This is a genomic window from Burkholderia territorii (assembly GCF_001718335.1).
GTDB classification, from domain to species: domain Bacteria; phylum Pseudomonadota; class Gammaproteobacteria; order Burkholderiales; family Burkholderiaceae; genus Burkholderia; species Burkholderia territorii.
This window is the reverse complement of record NZ_CP013366.1, coordinates 725,001-742,339: the sequence shown is the minus strand read 5'-3', so window position 1 is coordinate 742,339 and position 17,339 is coordinate 725,001. Positions and strand designations below refer to the sequence as shown.

Below are 17,339 nucleotides of genomic sequence, written 5' to 3'. Positions count from 1 at the left end.
CGGCTCAGTTCCCGCCCGCGTTCGGCGTGCTGTCCGATCGCCGCCCGCGCACCAGCTTCCACAGCGCGCCGAGCGCAACCGGCACGATCGCCGCACCGATCCCCGCGAGCACAATCACGTTCAGATACTGGCGGATGAACGGAATATTGCCGAAGAAGTAGCCGAGCAGCACCAGCAGCAGCACCCAGACCAGCGCGCCGATTACGTTGAACAGCTGGAAGCGCGCGACGCTCATCGACGACGCGCCGGCAACGAACGGCGCGAACGTGCGCACCACCGGGATGAAGCGCGCGAGCACGATCGTCTTGCCGCCGTGCTTGTCGTAGAAGGTATGCGTCTTCTGCAGCGCCGCGCGATCGAGGAAGCGCTCGAGCACCGGAATATGCGTATTGAAGACCTTCGGCCCGATCCAGCGGCCGATCATGTAGTTGACGGTATTGCCGGCCGTCGCCGCAACGAGCAGCAACACGATGAGCGCGGCGACGTTCATGTCGCCCGTCGCCGCGAACGCGCCGCCGATGAACAGCAGCGAATCGCCCGGCAGGAACGGCAGCACGACGAGGCCCGTCTCGCAGAACACGATCAGGAACAGCACCAGATACACCCACGCACCGTACTGCCGGATGAAGTCGCCGAGGAACGCGTCGATATGCAGGACCAGGTTGACGAAATGAAGCAGCGTATCCAAATGCGATTCCTCGAAGGCGAAAGGGCCCGAACGGCCAAAATGCGGATATGCCCGCCGGAGAAGGCGGCGCGCGGAACGGAGCCATCATACCGAAACTACCTTAAGGCTCCGTGAAAAAACGTAACCGGCACCGCCCCCCGGCAGGCCCGCGCCGCCTCGCTATAATTCGGCCATGTCCGAAATCACCGAAACGGCCGCGGGCGCCGCGCCCGCCCCCGCTCCGCGCCCGCTGCGCGCGATCCAGCCCCTGCCCGACCAGTTGATCAGCCAGATCGCTGCCGGCGAGGTCGTCGAACGCCCGGCGTCGGTCGTCAAGGAGCTGCTCGAGAACGCGATGGACGCTGGCGCGACGACGCTGCGCATCGTGCTCGAGGAAGGCGGCGTCAAGCGCATCTCGATCACCGACGACGGCTGCGGCATCCCGCCCGCCGAACTGCCGCTCGCACTGATGCGCCACGCGACGAGCAAGATCCGCTCGCTCGAGGAGCTGGAGGCCGTCGCGACGCTGGGGTTTCGCGGCGAAGCGCTCGCGTCGATCGCGTCGGTGGCCGAGATGTCGATCACGAGCCGCACGGCCGACGCCGCGCATGCGACGAAGATCGACGCGACCACCGGCGCGCTGTCGCCGGCTGCCGGCGCGGTCGGCACGACGATCGAGGTGCGCGAGCTGTACTTCAACACGCCCGCGCGCCGCAAGTTCCTGAAAAGCGAGCAGACCGAGTTCGGCCACTGCCTCGAGATGATCCGCCGCGCAGCGCTCGCACGGCCGGACGTCGCAATCTCGGTGCTGCACAACGGCAAGGCCGTCGAGCACTGGAATGCGACGGAGCCCGCGGTGCGGGTCGCGAAGATTCTCGGCGACGGCTTCGCGACCGCGCACCTGCCGCTCGACGAGCAGGCGGGGCCGCTGGCCGTCTATGGCTGCGCGGGCCTGCCGACGGCGAGCCGCGGCCGCGCCGACCAGCAATACTTCTTCGTCAATGGCCGCTTCGTGCGCGACAAGCTGCTCACGCACGCGGTGCGCGCGGCATACGAGGACGTCCTCCACGGCGACCGCTATCCGTCGTACGTGCTCTTCCTCGACCTGCCGCCGGAAGCCGTCGACGTGAACGTGCACCCGTCGAAGATCGAGGTGCGATTCCGCGATTCGCGCTCGATCCACCAATACGTGTTCCACGCGGTGCAGCGCGCACTCGCGCGTCATGCGGGCGCGTCGCCGGAAACCACCGCGGGCGGCCATGCCGCGCAACTCGCGCCGGCGCCAAGCAGCCCCGCATCGTTCCTGAATACGCCGCTCGGCCAGGGCACGGCCACCGGCACGGGCGGCAGTAGCGGCTTCTCGGCGGCGCGGTTATCGTCGTCGGGCAACACGTGGATGCGTCAGGCACGCATGACGCAGGGCACGCTGCCGGTCGCGCAACCGCTCGCGCTCTACGATGCGCTGTTCGGCCGCAAGGACACGGGTGCGGGTACACCGGACGGCACGACGACCCTCGCGCGCGATTCGGCGGACGCGGCCAATGCGCCCGTCGCGCCGCTGCCGGGCTTCGCCACATCGCCCGCTGCCGCGAGCGTGCATGACGAGCAGCCGCTCGGGTTCGCGCTCGGCCAGATCCACGGAATCTACGTGCTCGCGCAGAACGCGCACGGCCTCGTGATCGTCGACATGCACGCCGCACACGAGCGGATCCTGTACGAACAGTTCAAGAACGCGCTGGCCGACCGCACGGTCGCCGTGCAATCGCTGCTGCTGCCGATATCGATGACGGCGACGCCGGTCGAAATCGGCACGGTCGAGGAAGAACGCGACACGCTCGAATCGCTCGGCTTCGACCTCGCGGTGCTGTCGCCGACGACGCTCGCGATCCGCGCCGTGCCCGCACTGCTGAAGGACGCCGACCTGCAGTCGCTCGCGCGCGCAGTGCTCGCCGACCTGCACGCGTTCGGCGGCTCGCGCGTGCTCACCGAGCGCCAGCACGAGCTGCTCGGCACGCTCGCGTGCCACCACGCGGTGCGCGCGAACCGGCGTCTGACGCTCGACGAGATGAACGCGCTGCTGCGCCAGATGGAAGCGACCGAACGCGCGGACCAATGCAATCACGGCCGGCCGACCTGGTACCAGCTCACGCTGAACGACCTCGACCGTCTCTTCATGCGCGGCCAATGAGCGCTTCATCGCAGCCCCGCCCTACGACGATCGCCTGTCTGCTCGGCCCGACCGCCTCCGGCAAGACGGCGGCCGCGCTGGCGCTCGCCGCGCGCCGCCCGATCGAGATCGTCAGCGTCGATTCGGCGCTCGTCTACCGCGACATGGATATCGGCACCGCGAAACCGACGCGCGACGAGCGCGCGAGCGTGCCGCACCACCTCATCGACATCATCGACCCGGCCGACGCCTATTCGGCCGCCAGTTTCCGCGCGGATGCGCTGCGCGTGATCGGCGAGATCGCCGCGCGCGGCCGCACGCCGCTGCTCGCGGGCGGCACGATGCTGTACTACAGGGCGCTGACGCAGGGCCTCAACGACCTGCCGACGGCCGACCCGGCCGTGCGCGCGGAACTGGACGCCGACGCCGCACGCGACGGCTGGCCCGCGCTGCACGCGCGGCTCGCGCAGGTCGACCCGGCCACGGCCGCGCGGCTCGCCCCGAACGACTCGCAGCGGATCCAGCGCGCGCTGGAAGTGTTCATGCTGAGCGGGCAGCCGATGTCGGCACTGCTCGCCGCGCCGACGCGCATCGACGACGCGGCGGCCGCTTACCGCTTCGTGCCGGTCGCGCTCGAACCGTCGGATCGCGCGGTGTTGCACGCGCGCATCGCGCAACGCTTCGACGCGATGCTCGACGCCGGCTTCATTGACGAAGTCGAGCGACTGCGCCGCCGCGACGATCTCCATCCCGGCCTGCCGTCGATGCGTTGCGTCGGCTATCGGCAAGTGTGGGAATTCCTCGACGGCGACACCGATTACCGGACGATGCGCGACAAGGGCATCTTCGCGACGCGCCAGCTCTGCAAGCGACAGATCACGTGGCTGCGCGCGATGCCCGAGCGCGTCGTCGTCGACTGCATCGCGCCGGATTCGACCGGCCGGGCCGTCGACGCGCTCGAGCGCGTGCTGGACGGCCGTATCGAGGATCGCTGACGGGGCCGGATCGATACGCATCGATCCTGGCCGGCAGCGATGCTTCTCGCGCTCAGTGCACGAGCATCACGAGATTCGCGTCCCGCACGAGCTGCCATCGGCCATCCGACTTGCGGAAGATCGTCAGTGTATGGCCGGCGCGGCGCACCGTCTCGCCGGCCGGGGGCGTCGCCTCGATCTCGATGAAATTGCGCATGTACGCCCAGTCGCCCATCACGCGCAGTTCGTCGATCCGGTAACGGCCGTCGACCTTCGGCCCATTGCCCGCCGCCGCGTTTGCATCGCACGACGCGGCCGCGAATGCTGCCTTGTCGAACGGCGGCTGGCCGGCCACCATGAAAATCGCGTCGTCGGCGATCAGGTCGAGCACGGTCGCCAGATCGCCGCGCCGGCTCGACACGAACCAGATTTCCACCAGATCGCGAATCGCGCGTTCGTCCTCGGTCATCGTCGTTCCTCCTGCGGCGGCCCCGCCGACACGCGGGGCCACGCCAGAAAAAAAGCCGCCCGGATCGACTCCGGGCGGCTTTGCTTGCTGCATCCTGCGTGCGGTGCGTCAGACCACGACCGTCTGCGCCTCGCCTTCGCGGCTCGCACGCACGGTGCCGATCTTCCACACCTGTTCGCCGGCGGCCGTCAGGTCGGCGATCGCGGCGTCGGCATCGGCCGCCGCGACGATCACGGCCATCCCGATCCCGCAGTTGAACACGCGGTGCATTTCCGCGTCGGCGACGCCGCCGTGCTCCTGCAGCCACTTGAACAGCGGCGGCAGCGGCCAAGCGTTCTGGTCGAGCTCGGCCGTCAGGCCTTCGCGCAGCACGCGCGGAATGTTCTCGACGAGGCCGCCACCGGTGATGTGGGCCATGCCCTTCACCGACAGCTTCTGCATCAGCGCGAGCAGCGGCTTCACGTAGATGCGCGTGGGCGCCATCAGCGTGTCGGCCAGCGAGCGGCCGTGGAAATCAGCCGACAGGTCGGGATTCGCGCGCTCGATGATCTTGCGCACGAGCGAGAAGCCGTTCGAGTGGATGCCGCTCGACGCAAGGCCGAGCACCACGTCGCCTTCGGCGATCGTGCTGCCGTCGATGATCTTGCTCTTCTCGACCGCGCCGACCGCGAAGCCGGCCAGGTCGTATTCGCCGTCCGGGTACATGCCCGGCATTTCGGCGGTCTCGCCGCCGATCAGCGCGCAGCCGGACAGCTCGCAGCCGTGCGCGATGCCCTTGACGACCGTGGCGGCCGTGTCGACGTCGAGCTTGCCGCACGCGAAGTAGTCGAGGAAGAACAGCGGCTCGGCGCCCTGCACGAGGATGTCGTTCACGCTCATCGCCACCAGATCCTGGCCGACGGTGTCGTGTTTGTTCAGATGAAAGGCCAGCTTGAGCTTGGTGCCCACGCCGTCGGTGCCCGACACGAGCACCGGCTCCTTGTACTTCTTCGGCACTTCGAACAGCGCGCCGAACCCGCCGATGCCGCCGAGCACGCCGTCGCGCAGGGTTTTCTTCGCAAAAGGCTTGATCTTGTCGATGAGGGCGTCGCCCGCGTCGATGTCGACGCCTGCGTCGCGGTAGGACAGACCCTGAGCGTCGGGAGCGGATTTCGGAGGATTCATGGGGGAATGCGAGAAGGTCGGTAAAATGCGATTTTACCCGAAGCCGGCCCGTTGGCCGGAATTCCCAGCACCGAATCGTCAGGGATTGCATCTTGGTCGACACGTCCCCGTTTTCATCGCCACGCGAGCCGCGCCGAAACCCGCGCGCCGCCGTGCGTGCGGCCGCGTGTGCAGGCACCGGAGCAGCCCCCCGCGCGTGCCCGGCGTACGGCGCGCGTTTCATCAACCGACCCGCATTGTGACTGTTGTGTCCCGTCAACTGACGCTCGATCTCGGCACGCCGCCGCCCGCCACGTTCGACAACTTCATCATGAATGAGGAGAACGACGAGCTCATCTCGCGGCTCCAGAAGCTCGACCTCGCGCTCGCGGCAGGGCCCGTGCCGGACCGGTCGTTCTACATCTGGGGCGAGCCCGGCAGCGGCCGCACCCATCTGCTGCAGGCGCTCGTGAGCGACGCGTCGTACGGCTACGCGCGCTACCTGACGCCGCAAAGCCCGCTCGGCGCGTTCACGTTCGACCCGCGCATCGGCATCTATGCGATCGACGACTGCGACAAGATGAGCGATACCCAGCAGGTCGCGCTGTTCAACCTGTTCAACGAGGTCCGCGCGCACCCGTCGAGCGCGTTCGTCGCGGCGGGGCCCGCGGCGCCGCTCGCGCTCGACGTGCGCGAGGATCTGCGCACGCGGCTCGGCTGGGGGCTCGTGTTTCACCTGTCGCCGCCGTCCGACGCCGGCAAGATCGCCGTGCTGAAGCTCGCGGCGAAGGAGCGCGGGATCGCGCTCACCGACGACATCGCCGCCTATCTGCTGACCCATTTCCGCCGCGACATGCCGAGCCTGATGGCGCTGCTCGACGCGCTCGACCGCTTCTCGCTCGAGCAGAAACGCGCCGTCACGCTGCCGCTGTTGCGCCGGATGCTGGCCCGCCCGGGCGACGACATCGCGCCGCCGGGCACAGGCCCGAACCGCTTCGAGTAAAATGCGCATCCATGACTAATCTGGCACTCTTTGACCTCGATCACACGCTGATCCCGACCGATAGCGACCACGAATGGGGCCGCTTCATGGTGAAGCTCGGCATCGTCGACGCGGAAAGCTTCTCGCGTCAGAACGATCAGTTCTTCGCCGACTACAAGGCCGGCAAGCTCGACATCCATGCGTACCTGTGCGCGATGCTCACGCCGCTCGCGAAGTATTCGCGCGCGCAGCTCGCCGAATGGCACGAGCAGTACATGCACGAGGTGATTCGCCCCGCGATGACGCCCGCCGCGCTCGAGCTCGTGCGCAAGCACCTCGATGCCGGCGACCTGTGCTGCGTCGTGACCGCGACCAACGAGTTCATCACGCGCCCGATCGCGACCGCGTTCGGCGTCGACACGCTGATCGCGTGCGAGGTCGAAACGACCGACGGGCATCCCGACTCGCCGTACACGGGCCGGCCGACCGGCACGCCGAGCTATCGCGAAGGCAAGATCGTGCGCACCGAAGCGTGGCTCGCGTCGCTCGGCAAGCACTGGGACGACTTCGAACACAGCTATTTCTACAGCGACTCGCACAACGACATCCCGTTGCTCGAGAAAGTCACCGACCCGATCGCGACCAACCCCGACGACACGCTGCGTGCGCATGCAAGCAACCGCGGCTGGCGCATCCTCGATCTCTTCTGAACGTCGTGATCAAAAAATTCATTCGCAAGCTGCTCGGCCAGGACGGCGCCGAACAAACATCGCCCGCCGAGGCACCCGCCGCCGACACGGCCGCTGCGCAGCGCCCCGCGAAGGGCAGCCGCGGCGGCGCCGCGAAGAAGCCGCGCAGCAATCATGAGCCGACCGTCGTGCCGGCCAGCGTGCACCAGATCGATCCGTCGCTGATCTCGCGCAATGCCGTACGCGTGACCGACACGCTGCAGCAGGCGGGCTTTCGCGCGTTCATCGTCGGCGGCGCGGTGCGCGACCTGTTGCTCGGCATCGCGCCGAAGGACTTCGACGTCGCGACCGACGCAACGCCGACCGAGGTGCAGCGGCTGTTCCGCCGCGCGCGCCTGATCGGCCGCCGCTTCCAGATCGTCCACGTCCAGTTCGGCCAGGAACTGATCGAGGTGTCGACGTTCCGCGCACTGGTCGACGCGCCGCCCGAAGCCGCCGCGGCCGAGCCGCCGAAGCGCCTGAAGCGCGACGAGCTCGACCGCCGCACGCATGCGGTGGACGCCAGCGGCCGCGTGCTGCGCGACAACGTGTGGGGCGAGCAGCACGAAGACGCCGCGCGCCGCGACTTCACGATCAACGCGATGTACTACGACCCGTCGACGCAGACGGTGCTCGACTACCACGACGGGATGGCCGACATGCGCGCCCGCCTGTTGCGGATGATCGGCGACCCGGCCACGCGCTATCGCGAGGATCCGGTGCGGATGCTGCGCGTCGTGCGTTTCGCGGCGAAGCTCGGCTTCGAGATCGAGCCGCACACGCGCGAGCCGATCAACGCGCTCGCCGATCTCGTCAACAACGTGCCGGCCGCGCGCCTGTTCGACGAAATGCTGAAGCTGCTGCTGTCGGGCCACGCGCTCGCATGCCTGCAGCGGCTGCGCAAGGAAGGGCTGCACCACGGGCTGCTGCCGCTCCTCGACGTCGTGCTCGAACAGCCGCAGGGCGAGAAGTTCATCACGCTCGCGCTGAACAACACCGACGCGCGCGTGCGCGCCGGCAAGCCGGTGTCGCCGGGTTTCCTGTTCGCGACGCTGCTGTGGCACGACATGCGCCAGCGCTTCGAGCAATACACGGCGGAAGGCGAATTCCCGGTGCCGGCGCTCCATCGCGCGATGGACGACGTGATCGACATGCAGACCGAGAAACTCGCGATCCACAAGCGTTACTCGGCCGACATGCGCGAGATCTGGGGCCTGCAGCTGCGCCTCGAAAAACGCTCGGGCCGCAGCGCGATGCGGCTGCTGGAACACCAAAGGTTTAGAGCGGGGTATGATTTCCTCCTGTTACGCTGCGAATCCGGCGAGCTCGATGCGCAAGTCGGACAGTGGTGGACGGATTTCATCGAAGGCGACGCGGCCGCGCGCGAGGCACTCCTCACGCAGGGCGGCTCGAAGGAGAAATCGCCCCGCAAGCGGCGGCGCCGCGGCGGTGCGCGAAACCGCAAGCCGGGCGAAGGCGCCGCCGAGCAGGCGCCGGACACCGCGGGCGGTTCCGACGACTGACGCGCACGCCGGCGAACGACGTAGGAAGTGATGCCATGACGGTTGCATATATCGGACTGGGGGCGAATCTCGGCGATGCGCGCCAGACCCTGAAGGACGCGGTGGTGTGCCTCGCGCAGCAGCGCACCATCTCGATCCTCGGCAAATCGAGCCTGTATCGCACGGCGCCCTTCGAAGCGGGCGGCGACGACTACTACAACTGCGTCGTCAAGATCGACACGACGCTGTCGGCCCGGGAGCTGCTCGCGCTTTGCCAGAAGATCGAACATCACTTCGGGCGCGAGCGCCCGTATCGCAACGCGCCGCGCACGCTCGACCTCGATATCCTGCTGTTCGGCTCCGATTCGATCGACGAGCCCGACCTGATCGTCCCGCATCCGCGCCTCACCGATCGCGCATTCGCGCTCGTGCCGCTCGTCGAGATCGAGCCGGCGCTCGACATCCCCGCGCGCGGCCGCGCCGATGCGTACCTCGCCTCCGTCGCGGATCAGCGCGTCGAGAAGGTGCAGACCTGCCAATGCCTGATGCAGAAGGCCCTTGCCGCCGGCGCTGACGCCGACAAGAACCGCTGCCGATGAACATCAATCCGCTGACCGTCACCGCGCCCGACCTGCGCGCCCCGCATCGCTATCTGGTGATCGAAGGGCCCATCGGCGTCGGCAAGACGACGCTCGCGCGCCTGTTCGCCGAGCGCTGGTCGATGCAGACGCTGCTCGAGCGCCCGCAGGACAACCCGTTTCTCGAACGCTTCTATCGCGACACCGCGCGCTACGCGCTGCCCGCGCAGTTGTCGTTCGCGCTGCAGCGCGCGCAGCAGGCACGCGAACTGATCGGCGCGCTCGATACGGGCCGGCCCGTCGTCGCCGATTTCATGCCGCAGAAGAACGACATCTTCGCGCGGCTGAACCTGCCGGAAGACGAATGGCAGCTGTACCGGTCGATCGCGACGCACGTGGACGTGCCGCAAGCCCCCGCGCCCGATCTCGTCATCTATCTGCAGGCGAGCCCCGAGGTGCTGTTCTCGCGCATCCAGAAGCGCGGGCTGCCGATGGAGCTGCAGATCAGCGACGCGTACCTGCGCTCGCTCGTCGATGCGTACAACGAATTCTTCTACCACTACAACCGCACGCCGGTGCTCACGGTCGCAGCCGAACATCTGAACCCGCAAGACTCCCCCGACGACCTCGCGCTGCTGATCGAGCGCATCGACACGATGCGCGGCCGCAAGGAATTCTTCGTCAAGGGCGAGACGACGCGCTGACGCGTCCTCGCCTGGTCGTTCCTCCCTATCGAACCGGATTTCCCATGACCTATCTCCAGGAATCGAGCCGGCCTGCCGTCACCGTGCCCAAGCTGCAGGCAATGCGCGAGGCCGGCGAGAAGATCGCGATGCTCACCTGCTACGACGCGAGCTTTTCCGCGCTGCTCGATCGCGCCGGCACCGATGTGCTGCTGATCGGCGACTCGCTCGGCAACGTGCTGCAGGGCCACACCACTACGCTCCCCGTGTCGATCGACGACATCGCCTACCACACCGCATGCGTCGCGCGTGTGCAACCGCGCGCGCTCGTCGTCGCCGATCTGCCGTTCGGCACGTACGGCACGCCGGCGGAGGCGTTCGCGAACGCGGTGACGCTGATGCGCGCCGGCGCGCAGATGGTCAAGCTCGAAGGCGGCGAATGGCTCGCCGACACGATCCGCTTCCTCGTCGAACGCTCGGTGCCGGTGTGCGCGCACCTCGGCCTCACGCCGCAGTCGGTGCATGCGTTCGGCGGCTTCAAGGTGCAGGGCCGCACCGAAGCCGGTGCCGCGCAGCTGCTGCGCGATGCGCGCGCGATCGAAGATGCCGGCGCCCAGCTCGTCGTGCTCGAAGCGGTGCCGACGCTCGTCGCGTCCGAGGTCACGCACATGCTGAAGATTCCGACGATCGGCATCGGCGCGGGCCTCGATTGCTCGGGCCAGGTGCTGGTGCTGCACGACATGCTCGGCATTTTCCCCGGCAAGCGCCCGCGTTTCGTAAAGGATTTCATGCAGGGCCAGCCGAACATCCAGGCGGCCGTCGAAGCGTACGTGAGCGCCGTGAAGGACGGCTCGTTCCCGGGCCCGGAACACTCGTTCTGACGCGCGGTTAGCACCCGTTCGATAAAAAAGCGCGGCACCCTGCAAAGGGTGCCGCGCTTTTTCTTTGGGCGGCGCCGCATTGCCGAAGCTCGGCGGTGCCGGTACTTCGGGCACGCGGCCCGGGCGCTCATCGCGTCATTTCAATACCGCATCGAGCGCACCGCGCAGTGCATTGGTCAGCAGCAGCGCGTCGGCGCGCGCCAGGTCGTCGAGCGTGACGATGCGCTCCTCGGCGCCGAACGTGCGATCGTCGAGCAGCACGCCGCGCATCACGCCCGGCAGCACGCCGCTCGACAGCGGTGGAGTCACCCATCGTCCGTCGAGCTTGACGAACAGATTCGAGCGGCCGCCTTCCGTCACCTCGCCGCGCTCGTTGACGAACAGCATGTCGAAGCCGCCCAGCGCCTCCGCCGCTTGCCATGCACGGTCGTATTCGGCACGGCGCGTCGTCTTGTGCACCAGCAGCGCGTCGTCCGTGCGCGTCGGTGCGAAGCCGTGCGCGGACGCGAGCATCACGCCGACCGGCCCCGCGGGCAGCGGCTTCAGCGGCGCGGCCGTGATGTCGACCGCGCCGTCCTTCGCGAGCGCGAGCTTCATCCGGTACGGGCCGTCGCCGTCGAGCGCCGCGCAGCGCGCGTCGATCTCGCGGCGCAACGCATCGGCATCGAGGCGGAAGCCGAATGCATCTGCGCTGCGCCGCAGCCGCGCGAGATGGCGCTCGAGATTCCGGATGCCGTCCGCTCGCGTCGCGGCGGTGGTCTCGAACAGCTGGAAGCCGGGATCGGCGTCGGTCAGGAATCGCGCCTTCAATTCGCACTCCGCATATTCGTCGGCGGCGACGCTGTCGAGCACGATGCCCGCGCCGACACCCATCGTGCCGCGTCGCCGGCCGGCAGCGGCCGTTGCCGCGTCACGCGTAGCGATCGTTGCGGCGCCCTCGGCATCGACCGTCTCGAGCGTCAGCGTCCGGATCGCGACCGACAGGCAGAAATCGCCGCAGCCGCCCGCATCGTCTGCCGACGCCCCGTTCCTCGGCGCGTCGAGCCAGCCGATCGCGCCCGTATAGAGCCCGCGCGGCGTCGACTCGATCGCGTCGATCAGTTCCATCGTCTTGTGCTTCGGCGCGCCGGTGATCGATCCGCATGGAAACAGCGCACGCAGCATCTGCGCGAACGTGGTGCCGTCGCGCCAGCCGGCTTCGACCGTCGACGTCATCTGCCAGACCGACGCGTACGGTTCGACCGAGAACAGCGCCGGCACCCTCACCGTGCCCGTGCGGGCGATCCGCGACACGTCGTTGCGCAGCAAGTCGACGATCATCACGTTTTCCGCGCGGTTCTTCGGATCGCTGGCGAGGAACGCGGCGGCGGCCGCGTCGTCGCGCGGATCGGCCGAGCGCGGCGCGGTGCCCTTCATCGGCCGCGCGCGCAGCACGTCGCCGTGCTTCTCGACGAACAGCTCGGGCGAGCACGACACGACCCACGTACCGTCGGGCAGCGCGATCAGCGCGCCGTAACGCACGGGCTGTCGCGCGCGCAACCGCCGGTACAGCGCGAGCGGTGTGCCGAACATGTCGAAATTCAGCCGGTACGTGTAGTTGATCTGATACGAATCGCCCGCGCGCAGCGCGTCGTGCACGGCGGCAATCGCCGCGTCGAACGCATCGCGCGACACGCTCTTCGCGACGTGCGCGACGCCCGCGATCGTCGGCGCACCGCCGCCGTCCTGCTGCGCGAGCCACGCGTCGACTTCGTCGCGCGACAGGCGCTCGCAGCGCGCATACAGCAAAAAGCGCAGCGGGGCATGGCCCGGCTGCGCTCTTTCGAGATTGCGTCCGAATTCGTAATCGCCGACGACGACCGCATGCAGCCCGTCGCGCAGATCCTGCATCACCGCCGCATCGAGTTCGTCGAGCCGTGCCGGATCCGTGCACACGCGTTCGCGCACGAAACCGGAATACAAACGACTCGACCGCGCGGACGCGGTCGAGTCGCAATCGTCCAAGAGCGCGAACGACGCGCTCTCGTTGCCTTCAGTCATGCCGTTACTCGAAGAAGCTCTTGACCCGGTCGAACCAGCTCTTGCTCTGCGGGCTGTGACGCGCACCGCCCTCGGCCAGCGACTTCTCGAACTGCTTGAGCAGGTCCCGCTGCTGCTCGGTCAGCTTCACGGGCGTCTCGACCTGCACGTGGACGTACAGATCGCCCGCGATGCTCGAACGCAGACCCTTGATGCCCTTGCCGCGCAGGCGGAACGTCTTGCACGACTGCGTGCCTTCCGGCACCGGGAACGACGCACGGCCGGCCAGCGTCGGCACCTCGATCTCGCCGCCGAGTGCGGCGGTCGTGAACGGAATCGGCATCTGGCAGTGCAGATCGTCGCCGTCGCGCTCGAACACCGAGTGCGGCTTGATGTGGATCTCGACGTACAGGTCGCCCGGCGGCCCGCCGTTGATGCCCGGCTCGCCGTTGCCGGCCGAGCGGATCCGCATCCCGTCGTCGATGCCGGCCGGGATCTTCACTTCGAGCGTCTTGGTTTCCTTCACCTTGCCCGAGCCATGGCAGTGCACGCACGGTTCGGGGATGTAGGTGCCGGTGCCGTGACACTTCGGGCAGGTCTGCTGGATGCTGAAGAAACCCTGCGACATGCGCACCGTGCCCTGGCCGTGGCACGTCGGGCAGGTTTCCGGCTTCGTGCCCGGCTTCGCGCCCGATCCGTGACAGACTTCGCACGACACCCAGCTCGGCACGCGGATCTGCGTGTCGTAGCCGTGCGCGGCCTGCTCGAGCGTGATTTCCATGCTGTAGCGCAGGTCGGCGCCGCGATACACCTGCGGCCCGCCGCGGCCGCCGCGCGCGGCACCGCCCGCGGCCTGACCGAAGATGTCGCCGAAGATGTCGCCGAACGCGTCCGCGAAACCGCCGAAACCCTGTCCGCCCGCACCGCCCATGTTCGGATCGACGCCCGCGTGGCCGTACTGATCGTACGCCGCGCGCTTCTGGTCGTCCGACAGCATTTCATAGGCTTCCTTCGCTTCCTTGAAATGCTCTTCCGCATCCTTGCTGTCCGGATTGCGGTCAGGGTGATACTTCATCGCAAGCTTGCGATACGCCTTCTTGATTTCGTCGTCGCTCGCATTCTTCGCGACGCCCAGAACCTCGTAGTAATCCCGTTTCGCCATATCGATTCGCTGTGCCGACGCGCGTCATGCACGCGGCGGCTCCTTTCGCCCGCAGTAAAGTCTCTCGACTCGTCTGGCGCTGCGCCGTCCGCGGACGGCTCGCGCAGCACCCGCCAAAAAACAAATGTGCCCGGAGGGCCGCGAAGCCCGCCAGGCGTGGAGTCGATCCGGCCATCCGGAAGGAAAGACAGACCGCTGTTCAGCCGCGCCGCGCGCGTGTCGCGCGCGGCGTGCGGTGCCATGGCAACCCGGCTCAGTCCTTCTTCACTTCCTTGAACTCGGCGTCGACGACGTCGTCCGCAGCCTGCTGCGCACCCGCGTGGGCCGCGCCTTCCGCTGCACCCGCCGCGCCGGCCGCACCAGCCTGCTGCGCCTGCATGTCGGCGTACATCTTTTCGCCGAGCTTCTGCGAAGCCTTGCCGAGCTCCTCGACCTTCGCGTCGATCGCCGCCTTGTCGGCCGACGTATCCTTCAGCACGTCCTCGAGCGACTTCAGCGCCGCTTCGATCTTTTCCTTCTCGCCCGCGTCCAGCTTGTCGCCGTACTCGGTGAGCGCCTTCTTCGTGCTGTGGACCAGCGCGTCGCCCTGGTTGCGCGAATCGGCCAGCTCGCGCAGCTTGTGGTCTTCCGCTGCGTTCGCTTCCGCGTCCTTGATCATCTGGTCGATTTCGGCGTCGGACAGACCCGAGTTCGCCTTGATCGTGATCTTGTTTTCCTTGCCGGTCGCCTTGTCCTTCGCGCCGACGTGCAGGATGCCGTTCGCGTCGATGTCGAAGGTCACTTCGATCTGCGGCACGCCGCGCGGTGCGGGCGGGATGCCTTCGAGGTTGAACTCGCCGAGCAGCTTGTTGCCTGCCGCCATCTCGCGTTCGCCCTGGAACACCTTGATCGTCACGGCCGACTGGTTGTCGTCCGCCGTCGAATACACCTGTGCGTGCTTCGTCGGGATCGTCGTGTTCTTGTTGATCATCTTCGTCATCACGCCGCCGAGCGTTTCGATGCCGAGCGACAGCGGGGTCACGTCGAGCAGCAGCACGTCCTTGCGATCGCCCGACAGCACCTGGCCCTGGATCGCCGCGCCGACTGCGACGGCTTCGTCCGGGTTCACGTCACGGCGCGGATCCTTGCCGAAGAACTCCTTCACCTTCTCCTGCACCTTCGGCATGCGGGTCTGGCCGCCGACCAGGATCACGTCGTCGATATCCGACACCTTGACGCCGGCGTCCTTGATCGCGATGCGGCACGGTTCGATCGTGCGCTCGACCAGGTCCTCGACCAGCGCTTCCAGCTTCGCGCGGGTGATCTTGAGGTTCAGGTGCTTCGGACCCGATGCGTCGGCCGTGATGTACGGCAGGTTGATTTCGGTCTGCTGGCTCGACGACAGCTCGATCTTCGCCTTTTCGGCCGCTTCCTTCAGGCGCTGCAGCGCGAGCACGTCCTTCGACAGGTCGACGCCCTGCTCCTTCTTGAATTCGCCGATGATGTAATCGATGATGCGCTGGTCGAAGTCCTCGCCGCCGAGGAACGTGTCGCCGTTGGTCGACAGCACTTCGAACTGCATTTCGCCGTCGACGTCCGCGATCTCGATGATCGACACGTCGAACGTGCCGCCGCCGAGGTCATACACGGCGATCTTGCGGTCGCCCTTCTCGGCCTTGTCGAGGCCGAATGCGAGCGCAGCCGCGGTCGGCTCGTTGATGATCCGCTTGACTTCGAGGCCCGCGATGCGGCCGGCGTCCTTGGTCGCCTGACGCTGGCTGTCGTTGAAGTAAGCCGGCACCGTGATCACGGCTTCCGTGACCGGCTCGCCGAGGTAGTCTTCGGCCGTCTTCTTCATCTTGCGCAGCACTTCCGCCGAAACCTGCGGCGGCGCCAGCTTCTCGCCGTGCGCTTCGACCCATGCGTCGCCGTTGTCGGCCTTGATGATCGCGTACGGCATCAGGCCGATGTCCTTCTGGACTTCCTTCTCTTCGAAGCGGCGGCCGATCAGGCGCTTCACCGCGAACAGCGTGTTCTTCGGGTTGGTCACGGACTGACGCTTGGCCGGCGCGCCGACGAGCACTTCGTTATCGTCCATGTAGGCGATGATCGACGGCGTGGTGCGCGCGCCTTCCGAGTTCTCGATGACCTTGACCTGGTTGCCTTCCATGATGGCGACGCACGAGTTCGTGGTGCCGAGGTCAATACCGATGATCTTTCCCATTTTTCCTAATCTCCAGAAATGCTTGTTTGCTGCGCGAAACGCCGCTTTTTTGGGCGGTTTCGCGCGCCAGAATTCAACTCTGTTCCCGAAATGCGTCCGGCCGATCCGTTTTCAAGACCCGCCAAGCGATGCGGATATTAAATTTTTTCAATCGCCGCCGGTAGCCGGATCGTGCGGACCGCCGTCGCGCTCCGACGGCGCACCGGCCGCCGCGGCGATCTTCGCGCGCGCCGCCGACACCGCCGCCTGGAACTGTCCCAGGCCATGCCAGCCGGTCGCGCGGCCGAGCCGCTTGCCGCGATGAAAAAAGAACCACGTCGGCACGCCGTGCAGGCCGAAGCGGCGCCCCAGCTCATGATGTTCGTATACGTTGCAGTGGAACCACTTCAGATCCAGCGCGCGGATCGCGTCCGGCCGGGCGAGCATCGCCTTCTTCGCAATCTCGCAGTTGAAGCAATCGACGCCCCAGAAGAACACCACGGCGAGTGCGTCGCCGGCGCCGACGACAGCGGCGTCGAACGTGTCGGCCGCCAGCGCCTGCATGTCGAACGCTTCGAACGCGGCCGGATCGACGCCGGCGGGAATCATCGCGGCAGCCTTACTTCGGCTGGGCGACCGTGACGAGCGCCGGGCGCAGCACGCGGTCCGCGATCATGTAGCCCTTTTGCAGCACGGCCACCACGGTGTTCGGCTCCTGATCGGCCGGCACCATCGAAATCGCCTGGTGCTGGTGCGGATCGAACTTCTCGCCGACCGGGTTGATCGCGACGACGCGGCCCTTCTCGAGCGCGCTCGTCAGTTGGCGCAGCGTCAGCTCGACGCCTTCACGCACCTTCGCGATGTCGCCGGATGTGTCGCTGACGGCAGCCTCGAGGCTGTCCAGCACGGGCAGCAGGTGCTCCGCGAAGCCCTCGATCGCAAACTTGTGCGCCTTCGACACATCTTCCTGCGCACGACGGCGCACGTTCTCGGTCTCGGCCTTCGCCCGGAGGAAGCTCTCCTGCAGCTCGGCGACCTTGGCTTGAGCCTCCGCGAGCGCCGCGTCGGCTGCTTCGGCGGCGGGAGCAGCGCCTTGCGCCGCCTGCTTCTCGCTGCCGATCTCTTCGGCCGATTGGGTAGCCGGGTTCTCTTGCGTGTTTTCCATGTCGCTGAAAGTCGATTAGAGGTTGAAGCCAAATCGG

Annotated in this window: 16 protein-coding genes; 8 read left to right on the top strand and 8 right to left on the bottom strand. The window is 67.4% G+C overall.

Annotated features, from left to right (window positions below):
• Positions 1 to 4: 4 nt before the first annotated feature.
• Positions 5 to 688 (bottom strand): DedA family protein, encoded by a 684-nt coding sequence (locus WS51_RS14125; protein WP_059768436.1) that lies wholly within the window; start codon positions 686 to 688, stop codon positions 5 to 7.
• A gap of 172 nt (positions 689 to 860) precedes the next feature.
• On the opposite strand from WS51_RS14125, the gene mutL reads away from it, so the two are divergent.
• Both mutL and miaA read left to right on the top strand, forming a co-directional pair.
• Entirely contained in the window at positions 861 to 2,855 is a 1,995-nt protein-coding gene (mutL, locus tag WS51_RS14120) for a DNA mismatch repair endonuclease MutL (protein ID WP_069229339.1), read from the top strand.
• Positions 2,852 to 3,829, top strand: coding sequence for a tRNA (adenosine(37)-N6)-dimethylallyltransferase MiaA (gene miaA / locus WS51_RS14115; RefSeq protein ID WP_059799599.1), 978 nt, complete (start codon positions 2,852 to 2,854; stop codon positions 3,827 to 3,829). The genes mutL and miaA overlap by 4 nt, the downstream gene beginning before the upstream one ends.
• Before the next feature lie 52 nt (positions 3,830 to 3,881).
• Here the strand turns inward: miaA and WS51_RS14110 are convergent, their stop codons facing one another.
• Both WS51_RS14110 and purM read right to left on the bottom strand, forming a co-directional pair.
• The gene (locus tag WS51_RS14110) at positions 3,882 to 4,277 is read right to left on the bottom strand and encodes a YybH family protein (protein WP_069229338.1); all 396 of its coding nucleotides are present in this window, start codon (positions 4,275 to 4,277) and stop codon (positions 3,882 to 3,884) included.
• Positions 4,278 to 4,385: 108 nt separating this feature from the next.
• Positions 4,386 to 5,441 (bottom strand): phosphoribosylformylglycinamidine cyclo-ligase, encoded by a 1,056-nt coding sequence (gene purM, locus WS51_RS14105; RefSeq protein WP_059451336.1) that lies wholly within the window; start codon positions 5,439 to 5,441, stop codon positions 4,386 to 4,388.
• 247 nt (positions 5,442 to 5,688) lie between these two features.
• Between purM and hda the strand changes: the two genes are divergently transcribed.
• From hda to panB, 6 genes are read left to right on the top strand one after another with little or no spacing between them, the layout of a single operon-like run.
• Entirely contained in the window at positions 5,689 to 6,423 is a 735-nt protein-coding gene (gene hda, locus WS51_RS14100; protein ID WP_044844057.1) for a DnaA regulatory inactivator Hda, read from the top strand.
• Between the two features lie 11 nt (positions 6,424 to 6,434).
• The gene (locus WS51_RS14095) at positions 6,435 to 7,112 is read left to right on the top strand and encodes a histidinol-phosphatase (protein ID WP_006750664.1); all 678 of its coding nucleotides are present in this window, start codon (positions 6,435 to 6,437) and stop codon (positions 7,110 to 7,112) included.
• Positions 7,113 to 7,117: 5 nt separating this feature from the next.
• Complete coding sequence (gene pcnB, locus WS51_RS14090; protein ID WP_059451335.1) at positions 7,118 to 8,653, top strand: polynucleotide adenylyltransferase PcnB; 1,536 nt, start codon at positions 7,118 to 7,120, stop codon at positions 8,651 to 8,653.
• Positions 8,654 to 8,688: 35 nt separating this feature from the next.
• Entirely contained in the window at positions 8,689 to 9,231 is a 543-nt protein-coding gene (gene folK, locus WS51_RS14085; RefSeq protein ID WP_059451334.1) for a 2-amino-4-hydroxy-6-hydroxymethyldihydropteridine diphosphokinase, read from the top strand.
• Positions 9,228 to 9,914, top strand: coding sequence for a deoxynucleoside kinase (locus tag WS51_RS14080; protein ID WP_069229337.1), 687 nt, complete (start codon positions 9,228 to 9,230; stop codon positions 9,912 to 9,914). The genes folK and WS51_RS14080 overlap by 4 nt, the downstream gene beginning before the upstream one ends.
• 44 nt (positions 9,915 to 9,958) lie before the next feature.
• Positions 9,959 to 10,774 (top strand): 3-methyl-2-oxobutanoate hydroxymethyltransferase, encoded by an 816-nt coding sequence (gene panB, locus WS51_RS14075; RefSeq protein ID WP_059451332.1) that lies wholly within the window; start codon positions 9,959 to 9,961, stop codon positions 10,772 to 10,774.
• A gap of 135 nt (positions 10,775 to 10,909) precedes the next feature.
• Here the strand turns inward: panB and WS51_RS14070 are convergent, their stop codons facing one another.
• The 5 genes from WS51_RS14070 to grpE all read right to left on the bottom strand — a co-directional run bounded on the left by WS51_RS14070 (position 10,910) and on the right by grpE (position 17,302).
• Positions 10,910 to 12,814, bottom strand: a complete 1,905-nt coding sequence (locus WS51_RS14070) for a chorismate-binding protein (RefSeq protein ID WP_069229336.1) — start codon at positions 12,812 to 12,814, stop codon at positions 10,910 to 10,912.
• A gap of 4 nt (positions 12,815 to 12,818) precedes the next feature.
• Positions 12,819 to 13,955 (bottom strand): molecular chaperone DnaJ, encoded by a 1,137-nt coding sequence (gene dnaJ / locus WS51_RS14065; protein WP_069229335.1) that lies wholly within the window; start codon positions 13,953 to 13,955, stop codon positions 12,819 to 12,821.
• A gap of 253 nt (positions 13,956 to 14,208) precedes the next feature.
• Positions 14,209 to 16,158 (bottom strand): molecular chaperone DnaK, encoded by a 1,950-nt coding sequence (dnaK, locus tag WS51_RS14060; protein ID WP_059451329.1) that lies wholly within the window; start codon positions 16,156 to 16,158, stop codon positions 14,209 to 14,211.
• 147 nt (positions 16,159 to 16,305) lie between these two features.
• Entirely contained in the window at positions 16,306 to 16,746 is a 441-nt protein-coding gene (locus WS51_RS14055) for a thioredoxin family protein (RefSeq protein ID WP_069229334.1), read from the bottom strand.
• A 10-nt stretch (positions 16,747 to 16,756) separates the two neighbouring features.
• Entirely contained in the window at positions 16,757 to 17,302 is a 546-nt protein-coding gene (gene grpE, locus WS51_RS14050) for a nucleotide exchange factor GrpE (RefSeq protein WP_059451327.1), read from the bottom strand.
• Positions 17,303 to 17,339 lie beyond the last annotated feature (37 nt).

What these genes read in the sequence shown, in the direction of transcription:
- mutL (WP_069229339.1), top strand. Translation starts at nt 861, where the DNA reads ATGTCCGAAATCACCGAAACGGCCGCGGGCGCCGCGCCCGCCCCCGCT.
- miaA (WP_059799599.1), top strand. Translation starts at nt 2,852, where the DNA reads ATGAGCGCTTCATCGCAGCCCCGCCCTACGACGATCGCCTGTCTGCTC.
- WS51_RS14110 (WP_069229338.1), bottom strand. Translation starts at nt 4,277, where the DNA reads ATGACCGAGGACGAACGCGCGATTCGCGATCTGGTGGAAATCTGGTTC.
- purM (WP_059451336.1), bottom strand. Translation starts at nt 5,441, where the DNA reads ATGAATCCTCCGAAATCCGCTCCCGACGCTCAGGGTCTGTCCTACCGC.
- WS51_RS14095 (WP_006750664.1), top strand. Translation starts at nt 6,435, where the DNA reads ATGACTAATCTGGCACTCTTTGACCTCGATCACACGCTGATCCCGACC.
- folK (WP_059451334.1), top strand. Translation starts at nt 8,689, where the DNA reads ATGACGGTTGCATATATCGGACTGGGGGCGAATCTCGGCGATGCGCGC.
- WS51_RS14080 (WP_069229337.1), top strand. Translation starts at nt 9,228, where the DNA reads ATGAACATCAATCCGCTGACCGTCACCGCGCCCGACCTGCGCGCCCCG.
- panB (WP_059451332.1), top strand. Translation starts at nt 9,959, where the DNA reads ATGACCTATCTCCAGGAATCGAGCCGGCCTGCCGTCACCGTGCCCAAG.
- WS51_RS14070 (WP_069229336.1), bottom strand. Translation starts at nt 12,814, where the DNA reads ATGACTGAAGGCAACGAGAGCGCGTCGTTCGCGCTCTTGGACGATTGC.
- dnaJ (WP_069229335.1), bottom strand. Translation starts at nt 13,955, where the DNA reads ATGGCGAAACGGGATTACTACGAGGTTCTGGGCGTCGCGAAGAATGCG.
- dnaK (WP_059451329.1), bottom strand. Translation starts at nt 16,158, where the DNA reads ATGGGAAAGATCATCGGTATTGACCTCGGCACCACGAACTCGTGCGTC.
- WS51_RS14055 (WP_069229334.1), bottom strand. Translation starts at nt 16,746, where the DNA reads ATGATTCCCGCCGGCGTCGATCCGGCCGCGTTCGAAGCGTTCGACATG.
- grpE (WP_059451327.1), bottom strand. Translation starts at nt 17,302, where the DNA reads ATGGAAAACACGCAAGAGAACCCGGCTACCCAATCGGCCGAAGAGATC.